Origin of the sequence: Acinetobacter cumulans, assembly GCF_003024525.3 — a bacterium.
GTDB lineage: Bacteria > Pseudomonadota > Gammaproteobacteria > Pseudomonadales > Moraxellaceae > Acinetobacter > Acinetobacter cumulans.
In genome coordinates, this window is the sequence record NZ_CP035934.2 from 1,131,321 (window position 1) to 1,154,090 (window position 22,770).

Annotated in this window: 22 protein-coding genes; 6 read left to right on the top strand and 16 right to left on the bottom strand. The window is 41.2% G+C overall.

The window, feature by feature from the left end; genetic code table 11:
- Positions 1-41: 41 nt before the first annotated feature.
- From C9E88_RS05265 to C9E88_RS05285, 5 genes are all read right to left on the bottom strand, one after another.
- A complete protein-coding gene (locus C9E88_RS05265) occupies positions 42-446 on the bottom strand; it encodes a DUF3106 domain-containing protein (RefSeq protein ID WP_106985659.1) in 405 nt (134 codons plus the stop codon).
- Positions 436-756, bottom strand: a complete 321-nt coding sequence (locus C9E88_RS05270; RefSeq protein WP_106985658.1) for a hypothetical protein — start codon at positions 754-756, stop codon at positions 436-438. The genes C9E88_RS05265 and C9E88_RS05270 overlap by 11 nt, the downstream gene beginning before the upstream one ends.
- The gene (locus C9E88_RS05275; RefSeq protein ID WP_106985657.1) at positions 753-1,367 is read right to left on the bottom strand and encodes an RNA polymerase sigma factor; all 615 of its coding nucleotides are present in this window, start codon (positions 1,365-1,367) and stop codon (positions 753-755) included. Before C9E88_RS05275 ends, C9E88_RS05270 begins: the two co-directional genes overlap by 4 nt.
- Positions 1,368-1,525: 158 nt before the next feature.
- Positions 1,526-2,302, bottom strand: coding sequence for a TrmH family RNA methyltransferase (locus C9E88_RS05280; protein ID WP_106985656.1), 777 nt, complete (start codon positions 2,300-2,302; stop codon positions 1,526-1,528).
- A 59-nt stretch (positions 2,303-2,361) separates the two neighbouring features.
- Positions 2,362-3,336: a class 1 fructose-bisphosphatase gene (locus tag C9E88_RS05285; RefSeq protein WP_106985655.1), complete on the bottom strand. Its 975-nt coding sequence runs from the start codon at positions 3,334-3,336 to the stop codon at positions 2,362-2,364.
- A 31-nt stretch (positions 3,337-3,367) separates the two neighbouring features.
- On the opposite strand from C9E88_RS05285, the gene C9E88_RS17595 reads away from it, so the two are divergent.
- Together C9E88_RS17595 and C9E88_RS05290 are read left to right on the top strand one after the other, a co-directional pair.
- Positions 3,368-3,511 (top strand): hypothetical protein, encoded by a 144-nt coding sequence (locus tag C9E88_RS17595; protein ID WP_167514209.1) that lies wholly within the window; start codon positions 3,368-3,370, stop codon positions 3,509-3,511.
- 10 nt (positions 3,512-3,521) lie between these two features.
- A complete protein-coding gene (locus C9E88_RS05290) occupies positions 3,522-3,710 on the top strand; it encodes an NF038105 family protein (RefSeq protein WP_106985654.1) in 189 nt (62 codons plus the stop codon).
- Between the two features lie 110 nt (positions 3,711-3,820).
- Here C9E88_RS05290 and pal read toward each other — a convergent pair whose 3' ends face one another.
- The 11 genes from pal to C9E88_RS05345 form a co-directional block, all read right to left on the bottom strand.
- Positions 3,821-4,390: a peptidoglycan-associated lipoprotein Pal gene (gene pal, locus C9E88_RS05295; protein WP_106985653.1), complete on the bottom strand. Its 570-nt coding sequence runs from the start codon at positions 4,388-4,390 to the stop codon at positions 3,821-3,823.
- Between the two features lie 34 nt (positions 4,391-4,424).
- Positions 4,425-5,708, bottom strand: coding sequence for a Tol-Pal system beta propeller repeat protein TolB (gene tolB, locus C9E88_RS05300; RefSeq protein WP_167514221.1), 1,284 nt, complete (start codon positions 5,706-5,708; stop codon positions 4,425-4,427).
- Between the two features lie 350 nt (positions 5,709-6,058).
- On the bottom strand, positions 6,059-7,414 hold the full coding sequence (gene tolA, locus C9E88_RS05305) for a cell envelope integrity protein TolA (protein ID WP_106985651.1): 1,356 nt from the start codon (positions 7,412-7,414) through the stop codon (positions 6,059-6,061).
- A gap of 3 nt (positions 7,415-7,417) precedes the next feature.
- Positions 7,418-7,867, bottom strand: coding sequence for a protein TolR (tolR, locus tag C9E88_RS05310; protein WP_106985650.1), 450 nt, complete (start codon positions 7,865-7,867; stop codon positions 7,418-7,420).
- Positions 7,868-8,566 (bottom strand): protein TolQ, encoded by a 699-nt coding sequence (tolQ, locus tag C9E88_RS05315; RefSeq protein WP_106985649.1) that lies wholly within the window; start codon positions 8,564-8,566, stop codon positions 7,868-7,870. It lies immediately after the preceding gene.
- 25 nt (positions 8,567-8,591) lie between these two features.
- Positions 8,592-8,999, bottom strand: a complete 408-nt coding sequence (gene ybgC / locus C9E88_RS05320; RefSeq protein ID WP_106985648.1) for a tol-pal system-associated acyl-CoA thioesterase — start codon at positions 8,997-8,999, stop codon at positions 8,592-8,594.
- A gap of 430 nt (positions 9,000-9,429) precedes the next feature.
- Entirely contained in the window at positions 9,430-9,816 is a 387-nt protein-coding gene (locus C9E88_RS05325) for a hypothetical protein (protein WP_106985647.1), read from the bottom strand.
- 515 nt (positions 9,817-10,331) lie between these two features.
- Complete coding sequence (gene ruvB, locus C9E88_RS05330) at positions 10,332-11,339, bottom strand: Holliday junction branch migration DNA helicase RuvB (RefSeq protein WP_106985646.1); 1,008 nt, start codon at positions 11,337-11,339, stop codon at positions 10,332-10,334.
- A 224-nt stretch (positions 11,340-11,563) separates the two neighbouring features.
- Entirely contained in the window at positions 11,564-12,166 is a 603-nt protein-coding gene (ruvA, locus tag C9E88_RS05335; protein ID WP_106985645.1) for a Holliday junction branch migration protein RuvA, read from the bottom strand.
- Between the two features lie 170 nt (positions 12,167-12,336).
- Positions 12,337-13,212 carry a hypothetical protein gene (locus C9E88_RS05340; RefSeq protein WP_106985644.1) on the bottom strand — a complete coding sequence of 292 codons (876 nt, stop codon included), beginning with the start codon at positions 13,210-13,212 and terminating at the stop codon, positions 12,337-12,339.
- A gap of 93 nt (positions 13,213-13,305) precedes the next feature.
- A complete protein-coding gene (locus tag C9E88_RS05345) occupies positions 13,306-14,643 on the bottom strand; it encodes a deoxyguanosinetriphosphate triphosphohydrolase (RefSeq protein ID WP_106985643.1) in 1,338 nt (445 codons plus the stop codon).
- Positions 14,644-14,849: 206 nt separating this feature from the next.
- Here C9E88_RS05345 and C9E88_RS05350 point away from each other — a divergent pair, with 206 nt between their 5' ends.
- The 4 genes from C9E88_RS05350 (at position 14,850) to C9E88_RS05365 (ending at position 22,549) form a co-directional block, all read left to right on the top strand.
- A complete protein-coding gene (locus C9E88_RS05350; protein WP_106985642.1) occupies positions 14,850-16,484 on the top strand; it encodes an arylsulfatase in 1,635 nt (544 codons plus the stop codon).
- A gap of 150 nt (positions 16,485-16,634) precedes the next feature.
- Positions 16,635-17,660: a M20/M25/M40 family metallo-hydrolase gene (locus tag C9E88_RS05355; protein WP_106985641.1), complete on the top strand. Its 1,026-nt coding sequence runs from the start codon at positions 16,635-16,637 to the stop codon at positions 17,658-17,660.
- A gap of 394 nt (positions 17,661-18,054) precedes the next feature.
- Positions 18,055-21,891: a phosphoribosylformylglycinamidine synthase gene (gene purL, locus C9E88_RS05360; protein ID WP_106985640.1), complete on the top strand. Its 3,837-nt coding sequence runs from the start codon at positions 18,055-18,057 to the stop codon at positions 21,889-21,891.
- Positions 21,892-21,937: 46 nt separating this feature from the next.
- Positions 21,938-22,549 carry a hypothetical protein gene (locus tag C9E88_RS05365; protein ID WP_106985639.1) on the top strand — a complete coding sequence of 204 codons (612 nt, stop codon included), beginning with the start codon at positions 21,938-21,940 and terminating at the stop codon, positions 22,547-22,549.
- Positions 22,550-22,770 lie beyond the last annotated feature (221 nt).

Below are 22,770 nucleotides of genomic sequence, written 5' to 3' on the forward strand. Positions count from 1 at the left end.
TGCTGGCATTTTAATGAGCTTTTTAAGCTTGTCATGCATAATTAATGGCTAAGATTTTCAACCTTTAAATATTTATTGATGTATTCTTCGCGAATACTAGCACGGTCATCAGGTGCAGCACGTTGTAAGCGGTGAGCCAAGTCTTTACGTTCTTGAGTACTCATTTTTTGCCAAGTTTCGCGCATACGTTGCTTATCTGCATCAGGCAGCTGATTAAACCAATCCATACGTTGTTGTAAGTTGGTACTTTGCTCAGATGGAATTTCTTTCAATGACTGATAACGTTTAATCAGTGCCAGTTGTTCAGCATCAGACAAAGAGTCCCAGGTATCACTGACTTGAGTATTGGCATCTTTTGAAAAAATCCAAAAACGTTCAAAGCCCGCAAAGCTAGTTTGCAGGAAACTGAACGCACAAAATGCCAATGCTAACTTTTTAGCTACCATGAGAAGATTTATCCTCACCCAAAACCATTAACATTTCTAAATCTTCAACCATTTGAGGTGAAAGTTTAGGTGTAGAAATAACTTGAGTATCAGGTTTTTCATTCAAAGTGACTGAATTAGGTAATACAATAAAACCAGCAATAGCTGCGGCGAGTGCGAAGCTAGACATTTTCCATAAGCCATAACGAGATGTTTCTCGCTCATGGATTTGGTCAAGCACGTTATTCATCACTTGTGCTTTATGTTGATGTTGCTGTGCAAGCCGATCAAGCTTTTGGCTCACGTTTTTTACAAAATCATCTTGCTTCATTCGGATGACCCTCCCAAATTGGGATTTAAATGTGCTAATGAGGCGCGAAGGCCCTGAATTGCACGGTGATAATGCGTTTTAACACTGCCTTCGGTGCAATTCATAATTTCTGCAGTGGTATGCGTGTCAAAGCCTTCCCATGCGCGGAGCATAAATGCTTGTTGTTGACGCACAGGCAATTGAGCAATGGCTTCTTGAATTTCTTCTGCAGTCACTGCTTGAGTTAAAAAATCAGAGGGATTTGGGGTCGATTCGTCAACCACATCTTGTACTTCAAATTCGTCATCATCTAATGAAACTTTTCTGAAAAAAGAGAAGGGCTGTGCACGACGCGCTTCTTTACGACGCCAATCCTGTAATTTGTTATTTAAAATGGTGTAGAACAATGGATACCATTCTTCTGTGGATTTTTCTGCATAGGACTTATGTAATGAAATAAAGGCTTCTTGAACCAAGTCCATTGCAATACCTTGTTGACCTTGTGTTGCACTTTCGATCATGACAAGGGCGCGACCAGTCACTTCATGCATGAAGTTTTTTAGACGAGACTCAGCCGTGCTCTTAAGAACACTAGCTGGTGTACTGTCTGACTGTTTAGGCGCTAAATCCATAGAGATGGAAAATCCTGTCATTGGATACCCACCATTATTTCCAAATTCATACTACATATAACGTTGAAAATAATGGTTTGGTTGACAAAAATACTTGTTATTTTTCTAGTGTAATCTATTTTTTTAAATCGGCTAGCCGATTTAAAATAAAATAACGATTAAATACGTTGGCGAACCATTTCAAAGAAGCAAACAGAACCTGCGATTGCAACATTTAATGATTCTTGACCACCTGGTTGTGGGATGCTTACAGCTTTTGCATGCGCAAGTGCATATTCGCTTACGCCTTGACCTTCATTGCCTAAAACCCAAACACTAGGCTGTTTTAAGTCTTGATCATATAAACTGGTTGAGCGGTGTGAGCTGGTCACATAAACTGGAATTTCAAAGCGTTCTAAAATATCTTCGAGTTGAATGTTTTCAAAGGTTTTAATTGAAAAATGAGCACCCATGCCTGCACGGAGCACGCGAGGCGACCAAAGTGATGCTGAACCTTTAGTACATACAACTTGCTGAATACCCGCAGCAGCAGCTGAACGTAACAAGGTGCCAACATTACCAGGATCTTGTACGTTTTCTAAAATAAGCGTGTCTAAATCAAATTGTAATGCTTGGCTAGAACTTGGCAGGTCAACAATCGCTAAGAAGGGCAAGGTTGTACCTAAAGTGCTGAGGTCTCGATACAAGCTTTCGGCAATGACAAAAACTGAGCCATCATATTCATCTAAAATATCGCAGATATCTGGATGTTCGAGGTACTTTTCTGTGGTGAAAATCGAGTTGATACGACGTTTTTGTTCAACCCACGCTAAACCAAGATGTGTACCTTCAAGTACGGTTTGACCTTGTTTTTTTCGGTAGCTACTTTGCTCAATTAAACCACGGAGGTGTTTAATTTTGGCATTATCTTTAGATTCTAAAAATACAATAGACATATTGGGGAGACTCAAAACCCATAGTACAAGGTACTATGGGTCTATAGAAAAATAAGGTTTTAGTTGTGGTAGCTTGTGACTAAATCAACTTCGTTTTTAGAACCGATAATGACAGGAACACGTTGGTGTAATTCAGTCGGTTGAATATCAAGAATACGTACGCGACCTGTAGTTGATGCGCCACCAGCTTGCTCCATAAGCATGCTCATTGGGTTCGCTTCATACATTAAACGTAAACGACCAGCTTTTTTCGGATCTTTTAAGTCGTATGGGTACATGAAGATACCGCTACGGCATAAGATGCGGTGAATATCGCCAACCATGCATGCAACCCAACGCATGTTGAAGTCTTTTTCACGTGGGCCAGTTTTACCTGCAAGTAGTTCATCGATATAACGTTGTACAGGTGCTTCCCAATGACGTGCATTTGATGCATTGATTGCATATTCTTTGGTATCTGCGGCTACTTGAATTGCATCAGCGGTTAATAAAAATTCTTTAGTTTCTGGATCAAAAGTAAAGAATACAACACCAGCGCCGACTGTTAATGCCATCATGGTCGATGGACCATAGAGGACATAACCTGCAGCTGCTTGCTCACGGCCTGCTTGCATAAAGTCTTCAGCTTGCGTTACCGCATTTTTAGCTGGCAAAATTGAAAAAATTGTACCTACACACATATTGATATCGATGTTGCTTGAACCATCAAGTGGGTCAAATAACACAAGGTAATCACCATTTTCTTGTGCTGGTGTAAACTCATCAAGTTCTTCAGAAGCTAAGCCGCCAACATGTGGATGAACTTTTAAAGCATCGATAAGATAGTCATTTGAAATAACGTCGAGTTTCTTTTGCTCTTCGCCTTGCACGTTTTCGTGTTGAGCACTACCTAATACACCAGCTAAAGCACCTTTTTGAAGGAGTACGTCGATGTCTTTGCACGTATTACCAATAGTTTCAATAACTTGAGCTAAAGCAGGCGTTAAATTTCCACTTTGTTGTTGTAAAAATTGGGATAAGCTTAAACGTGACATAACTGGATGGCTCCAAAATAAAGCGGTCAAAATGATCGGAATTGAATATGTGCGTATTTTAGATGAGAATGAGTTAAAAGAACAATTAAACTCGATTATTTGCCGTGATTTTGCGCTTGCAAGTCTAGAAGAACATGCTATGTTGAAGGAATGGGGATTGATTTTTAATACATAGGAGCACAACAATGACGATTCAAAAATTTGATGCGACTCCATCACCTACAGAAGGAATTTCATTGGATGAAATTTCTGCAGAAAAGGTTAAGGAAGCTTGGAGTGGTTACGACGCTAAGCCTGAATATAAAAAATTTAATAAGCATGATCTTATTGAGTCTATGCAAAGTTCAGAAGAGCCTGCTGAATCAGCTGAATAACATATTCTGGTAGCATCTCCTTCAAACATTAAGCAATAAAAAAAGCCCTCATTCATGGAGGGCTTTTTTTATTGCTTGAGTAAAATGATTTACTTGAGCAAATGTGCGACTTATTTAAGTAATGGAGGAACAGCTTCGTAGTTGATTTCTACGCGACGGTTTTCTTTCCATGCATTTTCATCATGGCCCGCATTAATCGGCATTTCCTTACCGTAGCTTACTGCTTCGAGTTGGTTGGCATTTACGCCTGTTGTTACAAGGAAGCTTTCGACTGCTTTTGCACGACGTTCACCAAGTGCCATATTGTATTCACGCGTACCACGTTCATCTGTATGGCCTGTTAAAGCAACACGTGAGTTTGCATTGGCCATTAAAAATTGCGCATGTGCTTGTAATGTTTGGATATCATCATTACTTAATTCGCTGCTATCGTAATCAAAGTGCACAACGCGTTTTGCTAAAAATGCTTTGTTGGCAGCCGTAACACCTTTTGAAGATGCACCAGCAAGGTTCTGCGCATTTAAAGCTGCGTCTTCGCTAAGACCTTCAGTGTTTACAGTTGTAGAAGTTGATGGATTTTGACCTGCTTCAGCAACATTCACTGGTTTTCGACTTGCACAGCCAGTCATCACAACAGCGGTAGCCAATAAAGGTAAAACAAAAAGTTTAATTGCTTGCATATTTATATCTCCATAAAGTTTTTAAAAGTAAATATTATTTTGGTGCCCATGCGGGTTCACGAACTTCACCTTGTTCACTTGGTAAGTTCATACGGAAACGACCATCAAGTGACATGATTGATAGAAGGCCACGATTGGCTTCACGTGTTGCGTAGACCACCATTTGTCCATTTGGAGAAAAACTTGGTGATTCATCTAAGCTGGTCGGCGTTAAGATATTGGTTACACCCGAGTCAATATTTTGTACTGCGACTTTGTAGTTACTACCACTTGGACGATGTACCAATGCCAGTTTTTTACCATCAGCACTCAGGGTGCCACGAGCGTTAAATGCACCACGGAAAGTTAATCGTTTACTGTTGCCATCGGCAAAGCTATAACGATAAATCTGTGGTGAGCCACCGCGGTCAGAGGTAAAAATAAAAGATTTCCCGTCTGGGGCATAGCGTGCTTCAGTATCAATTGCACTGTCATTGGTCATACGCTGTAGTTGGCGGGTTTCCAAGTCCATTTGATAAATTTCTGGGTTGCCGTGCATAGATGCTGTAAACAACATGCTTTTACCATCAGGTGAGAAACTTGGTGCTCCATTTAAACCGCGGAAACTTGCAACTTTTTCGCGACTGCCAGTCGCTAAATCTTGAATGTAAATTGCAGGTCGTTTGGTTTCAAATGAAACGTAAGCGATTTTTTTTGCATTCGGTGTCCAAGCAGGCGATAAGATAGGATCACGCGAGGTTAATACGGTACGTGGTTGTTCGCCATCTGTATCTGCAATTTGTAGGGTATAACGCTGTTCTGGTGTAGCAGGATTACGTAATACATAAGCAATACGGCCAGTAAAATCACCTTTAATGCCAGTGAGTGCTTCGTAAATTGCATCACTAATCATGTGTGCTGCTTGGCGTGTACGCGAAGCAGGCACATTCAAAAGTTCATTGAGTAGATACTGTTTTTTTTCAACATCATAGAGCTGATATTGAATCTCGTATGAACCGTCCGCAGTTTGTTTTAGGTTACCTGTCACAACATACGGAATACCCGCTGCTTGCCAAGCTTCTGCATTGGGTGCATTTAATGCCGCTGTTGCAGGAAGATTCTTTGATGCACTGCTAAATTTGCCTGAACGATTTAAATCATTTTCGACAATTGGATAAATGTTTTGATCATTGGCAAAAGGGATAATGGCAATCTTTGGGGCTTCTTCAGGTGCTTTGGTAATTTCCAAATGCAACTGTGCATGGGATTGAGTGATTAAAACAGGACTAAATGCAGTCAAAACGGCTAAGCAAAGCAGATGTTTACGCGTCATTTCCATCATTCGCTGAATACTCTAAATCTATAAATTTTTGTTACTGTGAATGTGTCACATAATGGCATGTTTTAAAAATATTAAAAGCATCACATTATGATTAATCTGTTATTGGAGTGTGAAAAACTGTCCAAATATTATCAGCTTGTTGTGTTGCAGTGTTCATTAGGCAGTGAATTTTTTATGACAGTATTTTCCATGCATATAAATTAACTGCGGAATGTGGAATTATTTTGAATTTTTAGGGTTATTAATTGCATTTTATTGAGCATATTAGTCTAGTGATTTATTTGAAGCACTTGCAAAAAATCCCTGACAGATGTGCAGGGATTTTAAAGATGTTGAATAGCTTGTATTTAATTTGCAGACCTAAACGTAGACGTTAAAGTCATGGCTTCGCGTCTTGCATCAGGATCTGATGGCATTGGATAGGGAGCAGCGGCACGAACTGCAGCTTCAATACTCGCTTTCATATCAGGATCGCTGGCTGTAACAACCACGGAACGAACTGAACCACTTTCGGTTAAGCTAATTCGTGCAGTTGCAGTTTTACCTGCTGAACCAGAAGGTGTGTCCCATACGCGACGGATTTTATTTTCAAAATCACGTTTTGCAGACGATGCAATTTTTTTCGCTTCCGCTTTTTTCTCAGCAGCTTCTTCAGCAGCTTTACGTGCAGACGAGGCTTTGGCTTCTTCGGCAGCACGTTCACGCGCTTCTGCATCTGCTTTGGCTTTTGCATCGGCTTTAGCCTTAGCATCAGCTTCTGCTTTACGCTTGTTGGCCTCCGCATTTGCTTTCGCTTTGGCATCAGCATCTGCTTTGGCCTTAGCGTCGGCTCTTGCTTTCGCATCCGCGTCAGCTTTACGTTTATTGGCTTTCGCATCCGCGTCAGCTTTACGTTTATTGGCTTCCGCATTTGCTTTCGCTTTGGCGTCTACATCTGCTTTTACTTTTGCATCGGCTCTTGCTTTGGCATCAGCATCTGCTTTACGTTTATTCGCTTCTGCATTTGCTTTCGCTCTGGCGTCGGCATCTGCCTTGGCTTTCGCGTTAGCTTTAGCCTTCGCGTCTGCTTCAGCTTTACGTTTTGCCTCATCTGCTTTTAATTTTGCATTTTCAGCTTGACGTTTAGCATTCAAATCCGCTTGGCGTTTGGCATCTTGCGCTGCCTTTTCTAATTCAGCTTTGCGTTTAATATCTGCTTCGGCTTGTGCTTGAGCTTCAGCTTTTGCCTTAGCCTCGGCTTTCGCTTTTTGCTGATTCGCTTCTTGAGCTAAACGTTTTTGTTCTGCACGTTTCGCATCATCTGCCGCTTTGCGTTCAGCTTCTTCGGCTAACTTAGCTTGCTGCGCCGCTTTTTGAGCATCTAGCTTTTTAGTGTCTACTGCAGGCGTTGGTACAGGTGTTGGTATTGTTTGTGGTGGTGGGGCTGTTGGAACAACCGGTGCAGGCTCTTGACTCGGCTCAGCAGTTTGTGTGATCTCAGGAGCAATATTTTCATGTGCAGTTTCATCAAAGGCTGTTTCTTCACGTGTAACAGGCTTTAAATCTTCTGGTTTGATCAGAAGCGTTTTAATTTGTTTAGGGGGTTCAGGTGGTTTACTCATGCCGAGATAAAGCAAACCAACAACTGCCACTATATGTACGCCGAGCGTAAAACCAATGGCAATTTTTTTTTGCTTAAACGGAGGCTTCTTAAAATCTTTCATAAATTATTTTAATGGCTCGGTCAGTAATCCAACTTGAGATAATCCTGCATCTTGTAATGCGGACATAAGTTTAATGACTTCGCCATAAGGGCGAGATTCGCTACCATTTATGAGTACGCTCAATTGCTTTTGCTCAGCTTTTGCCTGACTTTGAGCATCTGTTAATGCCACAGTCAGCTCAGCCAAACTGAGTACATCATTTTTATGGGTTTTATCTTCAAGTTTAATTGTGCCGTCAGCTTCTAAAGTCACAATGGCAGGGCGGTCTTCAGATTGAATAGGACTGCTATTGGCCTGTGGTAAGTCGACTTTTACACCGGTGGTAATCATGGGTGCAGTGACCATGAAAATAACCAAAAGTACCAACATGACATCAATGTAGGGAACCACATTCATATCACTTTTTAGGGGCTTTTTAATACGCTCAAAGCGTCCAGAACGTTGAATAGCCATTTATTTTTGTTCCTGATCAGAACCCAAAGATTGGCGTTGTAATAAAGCCACCATTTCTTCAGAAAATAAGGCACGATCTGAATAAATTGCTTCACCTTTAGCAGTAAAATGGTTGAATGCAAGTACAGCAGGAATTGCGGCAAATAAACCGATGGCTGTTGCAATTAAGGCTTCTGCAATACCTGGCGCAACCGTTGCCAAAGTCACTTGGTCAACATCTGCAAGACCAATGAATGCATTCATAATGCCCCAAACAGTACCAAATAAACCCACATAAGGCGCAACAGAACCAATGCTGGCTAAAGCACCAAGGCCTTGTTCTAAATAGCTTTGATCACGGCTTAAACCAACACGCAAAATACGTTCGGTGCTTTCAATGCTTTGTGGCAAACTTGCTTGACGCTTTTTAAGTTTTAAAAACTCGCCTAAACCTTGATAGAAAATGTCTTCGAGGCCAACACGCTTAGAGTTGAGTTGGGCATTGTTATATAGCGTATTTAGTTCAGCACCAGACCAAAAGATTTTTTGGAAATGTTCATCATCGGTCTGGGCTTTTTTATAGCTTAAATGCAATTTGGCAATCAGATACCAGCTATACAGTGATGCGAATAGAAGGAGAAGCATCACCAGCTGTACAACAGGGCTCGCCTGTAAAATTAGATCAGTGACGTGCAGAGAAGATTCTAGTTGTGTTGCCATAGTTACATTAAGCCAAGTAATTTTTTTAATCTTGTTCCAATTCTTTTAGAATTAGATCACGAATTTCTTCAGGAAGTCGGGTTGGTCGCATATCTGCATTAATACATGCCAATTCGACCTCACCCGATGCAAGCATAATTTCACCACGATAAATATTTTGTTGCAATACAAATGACGTAGCTTTACATGAAACCACAGAAGCAGTTACGGTAATTAAGTCATCCATAAGAATAGGGCGTGCATATTTCACACTAATTTTATGTACGACAAAATTATAGTCTTTTTGATGCCAATAATGACTAATGCCTGATGCGCGAAGCCATTCGGTGCGAGTGCGTTCCATAAAGCGAATATGATTGGCGTGGTAGACGATGCCACCAGCATCAGTATCTTCAATATAGACACGAATATTGAACTCGAATTTATTCGCCATGTGTTTATTCCGTTTTTGGATCTATTTTAAAATGATTGCTGTGATTTAGCATAAGATTGAGGTCTTTAAATTGACTTTTACTTAGCTAAAGGTCAAGCGGTGTGAGCGAAAATTTTAGCACTATGACTGCTTAGTCCAATGGCACAAGATTTCAAATCTAGACTGGCCTATGAGGCTGTGGTTTATTTGATCAGTACTTAACTTTCTATAAGGATATTTGCTGTTTTAAACGTCGGAAAGGCTCGCGACACATATAACATAGACATGCATGAAATTTTTATATCTTCGTTGGTTTTTTGGTTGTTCAATAAAAGTCACATGAGAAACTGGAAGATCGCTAGCACAAGGTATTTTTTTTGTTCGATGTGCTAGCGCTCACAGCCTGATGTGGTGCATATAATTTCCTTCTAATTTCGATAGATATATTGGATTAGGCATTTACACATTGTAGATTATATTTTTTACCTGCACCTTGTAGTGATAAGTGCTGTGTATTTTGATCTACTGCGAGTAGGTATTCACTATTGGGTTGATCAAGGGTAGTCCAACTAAATTGCTTAATGGCATAGGTGGTTTGGTTGCCATTTTGTACGGCTTGGCTAGAACCACGCCAACAGTTATTTTGCGCACATACGGCAATTTGGTTGTTATTTTTAATGGTAATGCTAAATGTATTGTTTAGGTTTTGAGGAATTTGACAATATCCTTGTTTAGCACAAGATATTTCAGCAATTGAATTGGCACATTGCCAAGACGAATCTGCTAAAGCAACTGTTGCTATGCAAGATGCGCACGCAAATAAAATAAAATTTTTCATGACCGTTTCCCTTTAGTATTAAGTAATTTAAGTGTTTTATTGCTGTCTATGTACGCTGACATAGAACAGCAATAAAACTTTTGTACTTCTTTTGATCTGGCTATACGGGTTTAGATTTTATTTTTATGTTCCGCTGTTTTATTGTTCAACTTACATTTTACAAAAATAGTGTTAAATGAATCACATTTATAAAATTAACTGAGCATTATGTTTTAAACAAGATCTTTTGATGAATGAATTGTTGTTTTATTGTTTAAAATGTAGTTGGAGTGTGATTTCTGCGACTGAGAAAGACGATTTTATTCATTTGTATAAATTATGATTATGATTTTAAAAATAAAAAACCAAGTATCTTTTTTAACTAAGCGCTCATATTTATATGGCATGTTATGAGCTGTAAGGATGTTTATCTCTACCCAAATTTGAAGGTGTTTTTTTAGGTTTTCACTGCATTATTCACTCAATTGAAAGATAAAAAAGCAACCGAAGTTGCTTTTTATCTTGTGGTCTAGGCCTTATTTATCTTTGGGTTCTGGTGGAGTCATTCCAAATTGTAAATAAGCCATATTGGTTGCGATGCGACCGCGTGCTGTACGCATCACATAGCCTTGCTGAATTAAGTATGGCTCAATGACATCTTCAAGTGTGCCAGAGTCTTCAGCCATAGCGGCGGCGAGTGCTTCAACGCCAGCAGGCCCACCGTCAAAACGCTCTAGAAGCATAGATAAATAGCGACGGTCCAGTGTATCTAATCCATCTTTATCAACTTTGAGCATATCCAATGCGCGCTGTGCCATATCTTGAGTGACTTCGCCAGTGCCTTTGACCTGTGCATAATCACGTACACGACGCAATAGGCGGTTGGCAATACGTGGTGTGCCTCGTGAACGGCGGGCAATTTCTTGAGCGCCTTCAGCGGTCATGGGCACATCCATGAGATTGGCTGAACGGCTAACAATATGTGTTAAGTCTTCGACAGAGTAAAACTCTAAGCGTTGCACAATACCAAAACGGTCACGCAGTGGCGAGGTGAGCAAGCCTGCACGAGTGGTTGCCGCCACCAGCGTAAATGGAGGTAAATCTAGTTTGATGGAGCGGGCAGCAGGGCCTTCGCCAATCATAATATCCAGCTGGTAGTCTTCCATTGCAGGATACAAAATTTCTTCAATGACTGGTGAAAGGCGGTGAATTTCATCAATAAACAGTACATCGCCTTCTTCGAGGTTGGTCAGCATCGCCGCTAAGTCGCCTGCACGTTCTAATACTGGCCCAGAGGTCGATTTTAGGTTACCACCCATTTCTCTGGCAATAATATTGGCCAGTGTGGTTTTACCTAAACCAGGTGGGCCAAAAATTAATGTGTGATCAAGTGCTTCAGCACGACCACGGGCAGCCCCGATGAAGATTTCCATTTGTTCGCGTACGACGGGTTGTCCGATGTAGTCTTCGAGGGACGTTGGGCGAATGGCGCGGTCGAAGTGGTCTTCGGGTTTTTCGGAGCCACTGATGAGACGGTCTTGCATATTGATGTAATTAATCTCTAAAACTCAAGGTCAATGTGAGCACTGCCTTAAATAACTTTTGGACTATTTATACCTATTGTATAGGCGATTTTCACTTTTGACTGGGCAAAAGTGACAAAACCCATTTGTTAAACTGATGCTACATTCTTGTAGCACAGTTTAACGGCGACATCCATGTCGCCAGCACATATCAAATGATAGGTCGGGATATGTTTTTTAATGAGTTATTTATTCATCGACTTTAATGCCGCTCGAATAATATCGCTGGCTTCAGTGAAATCACCTTTAGTCGCATTCACTAATTTTTGTGCTTCGGCAGGTTTATAGCCTAAAGATTGTAAAGCAGCTTCTGCCTCAGCCACAGCGGAGTTGCCCGTAAATTGAATTTGCGGGCTGGTCGAGTTACTTGGAACAGATACAGCTGACATGGCTTTAAAACGGTCACGCAGTTCAATCATCAAACGTTCAGCTGTTTTGGCGCCTACACCTGGTACTTTCACAAGTGTTTTCACATCGCCATTTTCAACGGTATGAATCAGCATTTCGACACTTAAGGTAGATAGTATGCCAAGTGCCATTTTAGGGCCGACACCATTCACTTTAATCAGTGTGCGGAAAATGATTTTTTCTTGCGCATTGGCAAAGCCATAAAGAAGCTGAGCATCTTCGCGTACAGCCAAGTGAGTCCATAAAGTGACTTTTTGTCCTTTTTGCAATTGGCAAAATGTTGAAAGCGGGGTGTCAACTTCGTAGCCAACGCCATTTACATTTAAAAGTACAGTTGGGGCTTCAAGCGCCAGCACTTCACCAATCAGGCATCCGATCATGTAGTTATCTTCTTAAACGAAAAGTGTAAATTGAGTGAGCAGTATTATGCATAATATTGCTCATTGTTATAAACAATTTGTTTGGCCCTAAATAACAAACTCAAATTAAATGTTTGTTTAAGCTCATTCGAATGAATATCAGCTTATAAAATAGAATATAAAAATTATCTTTATAAAAATGAATAAATTTCAGATTCCCAACCTAAGAAATTTTCCCAATCTTTAGTTATTTTATCCTGAGGCTTACCTTGATGGAAAACTTGATAATTAAATCTTTTGGCGTTTTCATCTGCACTTATAAGAATGAGGTTAGAAGAGTTTTGATCTTTGATTTCAAGATGTCCCGAAATAGGAAAATGGATATCCATCATAAAGGGTTGTTCTTGATTATCGAAGCTAACTTCATAGGTGCCAATGGGACTATTTTTTACATGTAATTTTGCTTTGGTTGATAACCAATTAATTTTATTCTCATTTTGATCCAATGTTGAATATTGTGCAGATTCAAAATCAGTTAAAGTGTATGTAGTCATAGCAAAGCGATTTTTTTTTGTTTGGGAGTAAACAACAAGTTGATCTGATTTATTAACCAATCTAATTTTACTCGCTTGTTGTGCATTAATGAGTCGACTTTGTGTGTGCGGTTTGACCGTCGTTGTTGTAATTCGTCCGAGCCAAGTATTTTTATCACCTTGAATAAACTCATTACCTTCTAAATATTCAATAGTTAAGTTCATTTCAATGGTCGTAAGCGTTATTTCTAGATCTTCCCGAATAATTGGATTTGAAGGTGTGATTTTGACAATGCCATCGATCGCTGCATTCACCCCACCAAAATTATCATGTTTGACATTTTTAAAAATATAAGCATTTTTAATTTGCGTAAAAGATCCTGATACAGGGGGAGTTTGTTGGCAAAAATGAATTGCATTACGTGCAGCCTGATCTGCTTCGCCGATTAATGATTGGTCTGTTTTAGCAGTGGCGAGAGTTAGTGAGGTGTATAAGATTTCATTTATAGTTTTATCATCATTCCAGTTAAGCATTTAGTTATTCTCCTAATTATGATATTTACATTTTTAACATCGAAAGATTATATTCTAATTCACTGTTCTACAAAAAAATTTTAATGAATAGGTTTAAAAAAAACCAACTTTATTGCCTTGTAGTTCTTGCGACAAATTATAGGCCTGATGGTCTGAAAATTTAGAGATAATATCTAATACCCTCATGATGTTTTCATAGTGATCTTCACCAAATTGTGTGCCTGAACGCTGTAAAATAGACATTAGGCGCTGCTCTTTAAAGCTCAGCGTTTTATTTGGCGTGGTTAGCGGAATGAACGCATCTAAAATATTTTGTAAGCTTTGATGCGCAATAATTTCTAAACCAGCTTTTTGCGGATGTTCAAAAATTTTATCCCGTGCTAAATCCTTAGCACGATTAATGCCTTGACCAATATCATTTGGGCAATAGTCCAGTAGACTGCCTTGCAGCTGGCCTGAAAGAATTTCAAAATGATGTTTGGCAAAAGCGGTCGTCACTTCATCTACTAGGCGTTTCATGACGCGCCCGCGCAGCGCGGCAATTTTCTGCTGCCACGTGGTATTCATTGAAAGCTCAGATGGAATACCATAGTCGCCAATCAAATTCAGAAAAATAGGCTCAACTTCTTCATAGCTCAGCATGTTGAGAATAATACCGTCTTCCAAATCAATTAGGGCATAGCACATGTCATCGGCAGCTTCGAGCAAGTAGGTCAGCGGGTGACGGCAATAGTGGAAATCACCGAGCTGGATCAGGCCGAGCTGTTCAGCAATTTGCTGCAATATTTCTTTTTCAGATTGGTAGCAGCCAAACTTTGCGCGTTTACTGGCTGGCGTGTTGCCTTGTGACGCAATGGTTTTGGACAGCCATGGATACTTTAAGTAAGCCCCTAAGGTTGCGTAAGTTAAGCGCATCCCGCCGTCATTGGGGTGATAATCAATTTTAGTCAGTAAGCGCAGGCCTTGTGCATTGCCTTCGAATTGGCGTACATCGGCTTCTTGCTCAGGGCTTAAGTCTTTTAAAAAATCGGTATGTGATGCGTCATCAAACCACTCACGGATGGCATATTCACCAGCATGGCCAAATGGCGGGTTGCCAATGTCATGTGCCAGACAGGCAGCTTGAATGATTGCGCCGACATCTGCAGGGGAAATCCAAACCGGAAGCTGATCTTTAATTTTTTCAGCAGCCAGCATGCCAAGTGAGCGGCCGATACAAGACACTTCGAGCGAGTGTGTTAAACGCGTATGAATGCCGTCATGCTGTGTCAGCGGATGGACTTGGGTTTTGCGGTTGAGCTGGCGAAAGCTTTGCGAAAAAATAATACGGTCATAGTCTTTATGAAAAGGGCTGCGCGCCTGTTCAGAACTTTGTTTTTTACTGCCGATACGAACTGTGGAGAGCAGTTCAAGCCAACGCATGTGAGTCATTTATCATTATTCAGTTATTTACTGTATGCATCATGCCAAAATTACAGGAAATGCACTAGAGCAACGCGTTATAGTTTGACACTTTTCCTACGCTATTCAGTGCATAGCTTTGCGGAAATTTAGCTAGAGATTGTCAAATCTTTGACAGGGTTTCAGTCCTGTTTTCAGGCACTGTAGTTTTTTTATAAAAACGCAGATAAAAACAGATGTCACAACAGCAGCCAAATATTTTACTCATTGTCGCAGATGATTTGGGTTTTACTGACCTGGGTGCCTTTGGTGGGGAAATACAAACACCGAATTTAGATGCGATTGCAGTTGAAGGTTTAAGATTTACTAATTTTCATACAGCTTCAACTTGTTCGCCAACCCGCTCGATGCTGCTGTCAGGCACAGATCACCATTTGGCTGGACTAGGGTCGATGGCGGAAGCGATCCGTCCTGAACAAAAGGGCCAGCCGGGCTATGAAGGCTATTTGAATGATCAGGTGGCAGCCTTGCCAGAGCTGCTGCAAGATGCTGGCTATTACACTGTGATGTCTGGGAAATGGCATTTGGGATTAACAGCGGATCGTTTTCCAGCAAAACGCGGTTTTGAAAAGTCTTTTACCTTATTGCCAGGGGCGGCCAATCATTATGCCTTTGAAGCGGATATACCTGAAGAAGAAGTGCCGGGTTTGTTAAAAGTGACCCGCGGTTTATATGCGGAAAATGACGAATATGTGACTTCACTGCCCGAAGATTTTTACTCGTCAGACTATTTTACGGATAAATTGCTGGACTATTTGCAAGATGATACACAGCGCCAAGGCCGTCCATTCTTTGCCTACCTGCCATTTTCGGCGCCGCATTGGCCGCTGCAAGCTCATCGTGATGATATTGCAAAATATCAGGGTGTATATGATGCAGGCCCTGAAGTCTTACGTCAAAAACGTTTGGATCGTGTCCGCGAACTGGGTTTGGTCGGCGCGGATGCAACCATTCATCCAGTACTGGCGAAAACTAAATTTTGGGATGAATTGTCAGATGCAGATAGGAAGCAATCTGCGCGCACCATGGAAGTTTATGCTGCGATGGTGGATAGGCTGGATCAAAACGTTGGCCGTGTGATTGATCATTTAAAGAAAACAGGGCAATACGACAATACGGTTATTATATTCCTGTCTGATAATGGCGCAGAAGGCGCGCAGCTGGAAGCATTGCCTGTATTTGGCCCAGACATTTCGACGGTGATTGCCAAATATTATGACAATGCTTTAGACAATATCGGCAATGGCAATTCCTATGTGTGGTATGGCGAACATTGGGCGCAGGCAGCCACTGCGCCAGCGCGTCTGTATAAGGCGCATACCAGTGAAGGCGGCATCCGTACACCAGCTTTTATTAAACATTCAGGTTTTGGGCGTCAGCAAGGAATCAGCCACGAGTTTCTTACCGTGATGGACTGGCTGCCGACACTCTTAAATGTTTTGGATGTACAGCATCCGGGTACACAATATAAAGGCCGTGATTTAGTGCCGCTGCGCGGTAAAAGTATTCTGCCGTACTTAAACCAGCAGCAAGATCATATTCATGATGTAGACCACATTACAGGCTGGGAGCTGTTCGGGCAAAAAGCATTGCGTAAAGGGGATTGGAAAGCCTTATTTATCCCTGCGCCAAATGGCCCAAATCAGTGGCAGCTGTATAACTTGGCAGTAGATGCTGGTGAGATTGATGATTTGGCAGAGCGGTATCCAGAAAAACTGCATGAGCTTCTGGAAGACTGGAAAGTTTATGTCAAAGAAAATGGCGTGATTGAATTTGCTACTGCCGGCTTTACTTTAAACAAATCAGCTTAACTATTTTTGAAAAATGGAGCATATAGATATTGCTCCATTTTTATATTTAAAATGAAGAGGCAGTGACTTACTTAAAGCGCCTATATCCTCATATATATGCTGAATTAGAATTCTCTAAATATTGATGCATATAAAGATGAGGGGAATTGAATGAAATTTAATTTTTTAGCGCCGTTATTGGCAATTGGCTGCAGTATTTCATTATTTGGCTGCGCTTCAGTTCAAACACCAGGTATTTCGCCAGCAGAAGTTCAATACGCTGCAGTTACACTCAGCAGCACGAAAATGATGGAGCATTTGCAGGCTTTACAGGATATTGCTGTAAAACATGCAGGCAACCGTGCGGTAGGAACTGCGGGTGGGCTGGCAAGTGCAAAATACATTATGAATGAAGCCAAAGAAGCAGGATTCCAAGCGCAGATGATTGCCTTTGAAAATAGAGCAAAGGTGGTTGGTCAAAATATTATTGTCGAAATCAAAGGTAAAAATATAGATGACGCGGTCATTGTGGGTGCACATTATGATTCTGTGAAAACAGGTCCGGGGATTAACGATAATGGTTCAGGCACTGCGCTGCTGCTGGAGTTGATTCACCATTATGCAAAACCGCAAAATAAACCGAACAATACCGTTTATCTTGCTTTTTGGGATTCTGAAGAAGAAGGCATAGGCGGTTCACAGGCCTTTGTTAAAAACTTGACGCCATCTCAGCTGCAGCACACATTGGCTTATATTAATGTTGATATGGTAGGAACAAAAAATCCAGACATTATGATTGCAGATGTGACGAAGTCTTCTGTAGATGAAATGGAGAAAATGCTGAAAGAGCGTGGCATGAATGAGACTGAATACAAACCGCTACTGGATGGACTGCGCGCTATACCTGTACATGCTGGTGACTTGGCACTGGAAAAACAGTTGAGTGGTTTTTTCCAGCAAAAGGGTATTACAGTTAAAAAAGATGTATCTACTTTAACGGCAAGTGATACCGCACCATTTTTAGGTAAAGTGCCTGTAGCATCAATTATTCTTTTTGATGAACAATTGAAAGGTGATGTTTTAGAATTTGCACCTTGTTATCATCAGGAATGTGATTCCATCGATTTGGTTGATCCAGCATCTTTAAGTTTGGCTTCGGAGGCTGTACTGCATTTGATGCAGTCCTTGGAAAAGTAAGCAAGGCCAATGTACTGACTGAATGTTTAAACCGCTGAGATTGCATATTTTACATGCTTAAATGTGAATAGATGATCAATGAGCGGTTTAAGCGTTGTTTGCTTTATTTAGGGCGTTGCATGGTTGTTAAAGTGGGCGGATGAGGAAAAACAAGACGTTTTAATATTTATTTTGAATTAATAATTTTTACAATTAAAACTATGTTAATCTGTGCGACTAGATTCAATATTGCTTACTGAATATAAAAACAAAATTTAAAAAATCTTGTGTCATTCTCGGATAGAAACTGCTTTTGCCATCTAGCTGATTTAACTAATTCACAGTAGAATATGCGCTCTCTTCAAGTCACATTGCGGCTTGGTTCAAAAGACCAGCCCGTGGAGCCAAAATCAGCATGTTTATCGTGGCCGGTGCACCAGCACACTCTTCTTTTAAGAAAACGCAACTATTAACACGTCTATCTTCGATTAGTTCTGTTCAAGAAATTGAAAGCCAATTGGTCTATCTATTTGACCAAGCGCTAAGCGAACAGCAACAGCAATCTGCTTTACAGCTGCTTAATGATGGTCAATCTTTTGAATTGCGCCAGCCAGCAAGTGATGAAGTCCAAATATTAGTGACGCCACGCGTTGGGACAATCTCTCCGTGGTCATCGAAAGCAACGGATATTTTTGCAAACTGTAATACACCGGTTCATCGCCTTGAACGCGGTGTTTTATTTACTTTGAAGGGCGTAAATGCTGTTTCTGATGAAGTAAAACTGGCATTGCATGACCGCATGACAGAAAGCGTGTTCAATCAAATTGAAGAAGCGACTGCGCTGTTCTCTGAAACGGAACCAAAGCCATTAAATGCAATTGATATTTTAGGTCAAGGCAAAGACGCTTTAGTGAAAGCAAACTCTGAGTTTGGTTTTGCACTATCTGACGAAGAAATTGATTATTTAGTTGCAGCGTTTAACAAGCTTGGCCGTAACCCGCATGACATCGAATTGATGATGTTTGCTCAAGCAAACTCTGAGCACTGCCGTCATAAAATCTTTGGTTCTGAATGGACAATTGATGGTGAAGTTCAGCCATTGTCATTGTTCCAAATGATTAAAAACACGTATAAAGAATCTCCAGATGACGTTTTGTCTGCATATAAAGACAATGCATCAGTGATCGTGGGCTTTGACACTCAACGTTTCTATCCGAAAAAAGACGAAGAAACAGGTCAGCACGTTTACAAATATAAGAGCCAAGCTGCTCACATCTTAATGAAGGTGGAAACGCATAACCATCCGACAGCGATTGCACCTTTTGCAGGCGCAGCGACTGGTTCAGGCGGTGAAATCCGTGATGAAGGCGCGACAGGCCGTGGCGGTAAGCCAAAAGCAGGTTTAACAGGTTTCACTGTTTCTAACTTGAACATTCCTGGCTTTGAACAGCCTTGGGAAGAAAACTACGGCAAGCCGTCTCGTATGGCATCTCCGCTTCAAATTATGATTGAAGGCCCATTGGGTGGCGCTGCGTTTAACAACGAATTCGGCCGTCCTGCTTTAAATGGTTACTTCCGTACCTTTGAACAAAATGTAAATGGCGACGTAAAAGGTTTCCATAAGCCAATTATGATTGCTGGCGGTTACGGTAACATCCGTCCTGACCATGTTGAAAAAGATGCAATCCAACCGGGTGATCTTTTAATCGTACTTGGCGGTCCTGCCATGCTGATCGGTCTAGGCGGTGGTGCTGCGTCTTCTGTAGACAGTGGTAAGTTAGGTGAAAACCTAGACTTCGCATCTGTACAGCGTGAAAACCCAGAGATGGAACGCCGTTGCCAAGAAGTGATTGATGCATGCTGGCGCATGGAAGACCATAACCCAATCGTATCTGTACATGACGTGGGTGCGGGCGGTATCTCAAATGCAATGCCTGAACTTGTGAACGATCATGAGTTAGGTGCAATCCTTGATCTTCGTAAAATTCCATCATTGGAAAAAGGCATGTCTCCAATGGAGATCTGGTCGAACGAAGCGCAAGAGCGTTATGTATTGGCGATTCGTCCAAGCTCATTAGAATTATTTGAATCATTATGTGCACGTGAACGTTGCCCATTCGCCGTACTTGGTGAAGCAACTGAAGCGCGTCAATTGACTGTGAACGATCCATTGTTTGAAAACAAAGCTGTGGATATGCCAATGCAAGTGATGCTTGGCGGTACACCGCGTATGAGCCGGTCATACGAAACTGTTGAACGTAAGGGTGATGATTTCACTGCTGAAACTGTAACAGATTTGAAAGATGCGATTTACCGCGTTCTTAAGAACCCAACTGTTGCATCTAAATCGTTCTTAATCACCATTGGTGACCGTTCGATTACAGGTATGGTTGCACGTGATCAGTTCGTCGGTAAGTGGCAAGTGCCTGTAGCGGATGCTGCGGTTACAACGACGAGCCTTGTCGGTTACACAGGCGAAGCAATGGCAATGGGTGAACGTCCGCCAGTTGCGTTGTTAAATCCTGCTGCTTCTGCACGTTTATCTGTAGCAGAATCGATTTCAAACATCATGTCTGCAAAAATCGACCAGATCAGCGACATTAAATTGTCTGCAAACTGGATGGCTGCTGCAGGTCAACAAGGTGAAGACCAAGCGCTATTCGAAGGTGTTAAAGCCATCGGTATGGAAATGTGTCCTGCACTAGGTATTGCAATTCCTGTAGGTAAAGACTCATTGTCTATGCGTACCACTTGGAATGACGAAGGCGAAGATAAATCTGTAACTTCTCCAATGTCAGGCGTGATCACAGCATTTGCACCTGTGACGGATGTTCGCAAAACTCTTACACCTGAACTTAAAAATATCGAGTCTGTACTGGTACGTATCGATCTTTCTAAAGGTCAATTCCGTCTAGGCGGTTCGATCCTTGCTCAGGTTTATAAAGCCATTGGTTCTGTAACACCAGACGTAGATAGTTTCGATGACTTCAAAGCATTCTTTGCGTTGGTTCAAGATTGGAACAACCGTGGTCTAATCAAGGCTTACCATGACATCGGTGATGGTGGTCTATTGGCAACTGTCGCAGAAATGATGTTCGCTTCACGCCTTGGTGCAGCGCTTGAAGATCAATCTACTGCAAGCTTGTTTGCAGAAGAAATTGGTGCAGTGCTTCAAATCAGCAAAGCGGATTGGGCTGCATTAGAAGCTGAAGTTGCAGCGTCTAGCCTTAAAGATGCAATTGCAGTTGTAGGTACTGTAAACAATACAGATACTTTAACTGTAAATGGTTTGAGCTTAGACCGTGCTGAATTACAGCAAGCATGGACTGAAGTGTCACATCAAATCCAACGTCTGCGTGACAACGTAGAAACTGCGGATCAAGAATATGTGTTGATCGCTGATAAATCACATGCAGGTTTAATTGCAAAACCAACATTTGATTTGAACGAGCCAATCGAAGCACCGTACATCAATGAACGCCGTCCAAACATGGTGATTCTGCGTGAGCAGGGTGTTAACGGTCATGTAGAAATGGCTGCTGCATTCGATAAAGTCGGCTTCAACACTGTAGACGTACACATGAGCGATTTGCTTGCTGGCCATATTAGTCTTGATGACTTTGAAGGTTTAGTCGCGTGTGGCGGTTTCTCTTACGGTGACGTATTGGGCGCAGGCGGCGGCTGGGCTAAATCTGTATTGTTCAATCCAAAACTTCGTGACCAATTTGAGAAATTCTTCAACCGTGATGAAACATTCTCTCTAGGTATTTGTAACGGCTGTCAAATGCTGTCTCAGCTTGCGCCGTTAATTCCGGGTGCAGAAGCTTGGCCTCGTTTCCACCGCAATACTTCAGAGATGTTTGAAGCGCGTGCTGTAAACGTACGCGTTGAAAAATCAAATTCTGTATTGTTAGAAGGTATGGAAGGTTCGATTCTTCCTATCGCTGTTGCACATGGTGAAGGCCGTGTGGTTGCTAGCGCGGAAAACATTACAGCATTGAATGCTGGTGATCAAGTGATCTTGCGTTATGTAGATAGCCAAGGCAACCCAACACAGCATTACCCAATGAACCCGAATGGTTCACCAGAAGCGATTTCAGGTGTAACGTCTAAAGACGGCCGTGCAACGATTATGATGCCACACCCTGAACGTAACTTCCGTGCGATTCAGCATTCTTGGAAACCAGAAGATTGGGATCAAGATGGTGCATGGTTACGTATGTTCCGTAATGCCCGTAAATTTATTGGTTAATTGATTTAATCAACAAATTGAAAAAGCCCCGCAAGGGGCTTTTTTTATGGCGAAGAGATACTCATCTTTCAGCGTTTTAAATGGTTCAGCTTTTCGTTTAAGATGGATTGTTAAAATAAAAAATAGATCGCTTATGAATCTAGAAAAATTAGTAAAAATTCCTCTGATTGTTATTCTGAGTATTATTTTTTTGAATGGCTGCGAAGCGTATATGTGGCGACAGAATGTTGTACAGCTCCATGAAGTGGAAAAAAGAGGTGGACAACTTCAGCTGGATATTGATCACAATTTAATGGGAGTGGATGCAGATCTGAATGGTATCCGTGATGATATTGATCTTTATATCGCTCAAAATTTTAAACAGATAGAGCAGCAAAGGGCAGTTAGCCAATATGCGGTGCAATTACAAAATAGCCTATTAGTAGATAAACAGAACCTAGCGCAGGTTAAACATATTTCATTTGAGAAATCACGTGCGATAGGGTGCATCTATGAACGTTTTCCAGCAGATGAATTACCTAGAGCAATGACGGTTGTTAAAGATATCAGTGCAATTACTATGAATACCAAAATACGTTTTAAAGCGCATTTAGCATTTAGTCAGGCTTTGGATGGAACTGTAATGACATTGGCTAATAGTAATTTATGTAATAAATAATATTGTAAAATAATGTCTTAATTTTACCTTATGGAAAAATATTAAAACATTGGTTAAGATGCCTCATTATTATGCCACCTATTTGGTGGTTTTTTGTGTCTGCAACTTTTGCAGTCTCCCATGCTGAACTTGGTTTAGATTTTGCTTTTATATTTGTGGAAACATGCTAGTGTGTAATTTATGCACAATCACTATGCAAAATAAAAGAAAGATGGATAACT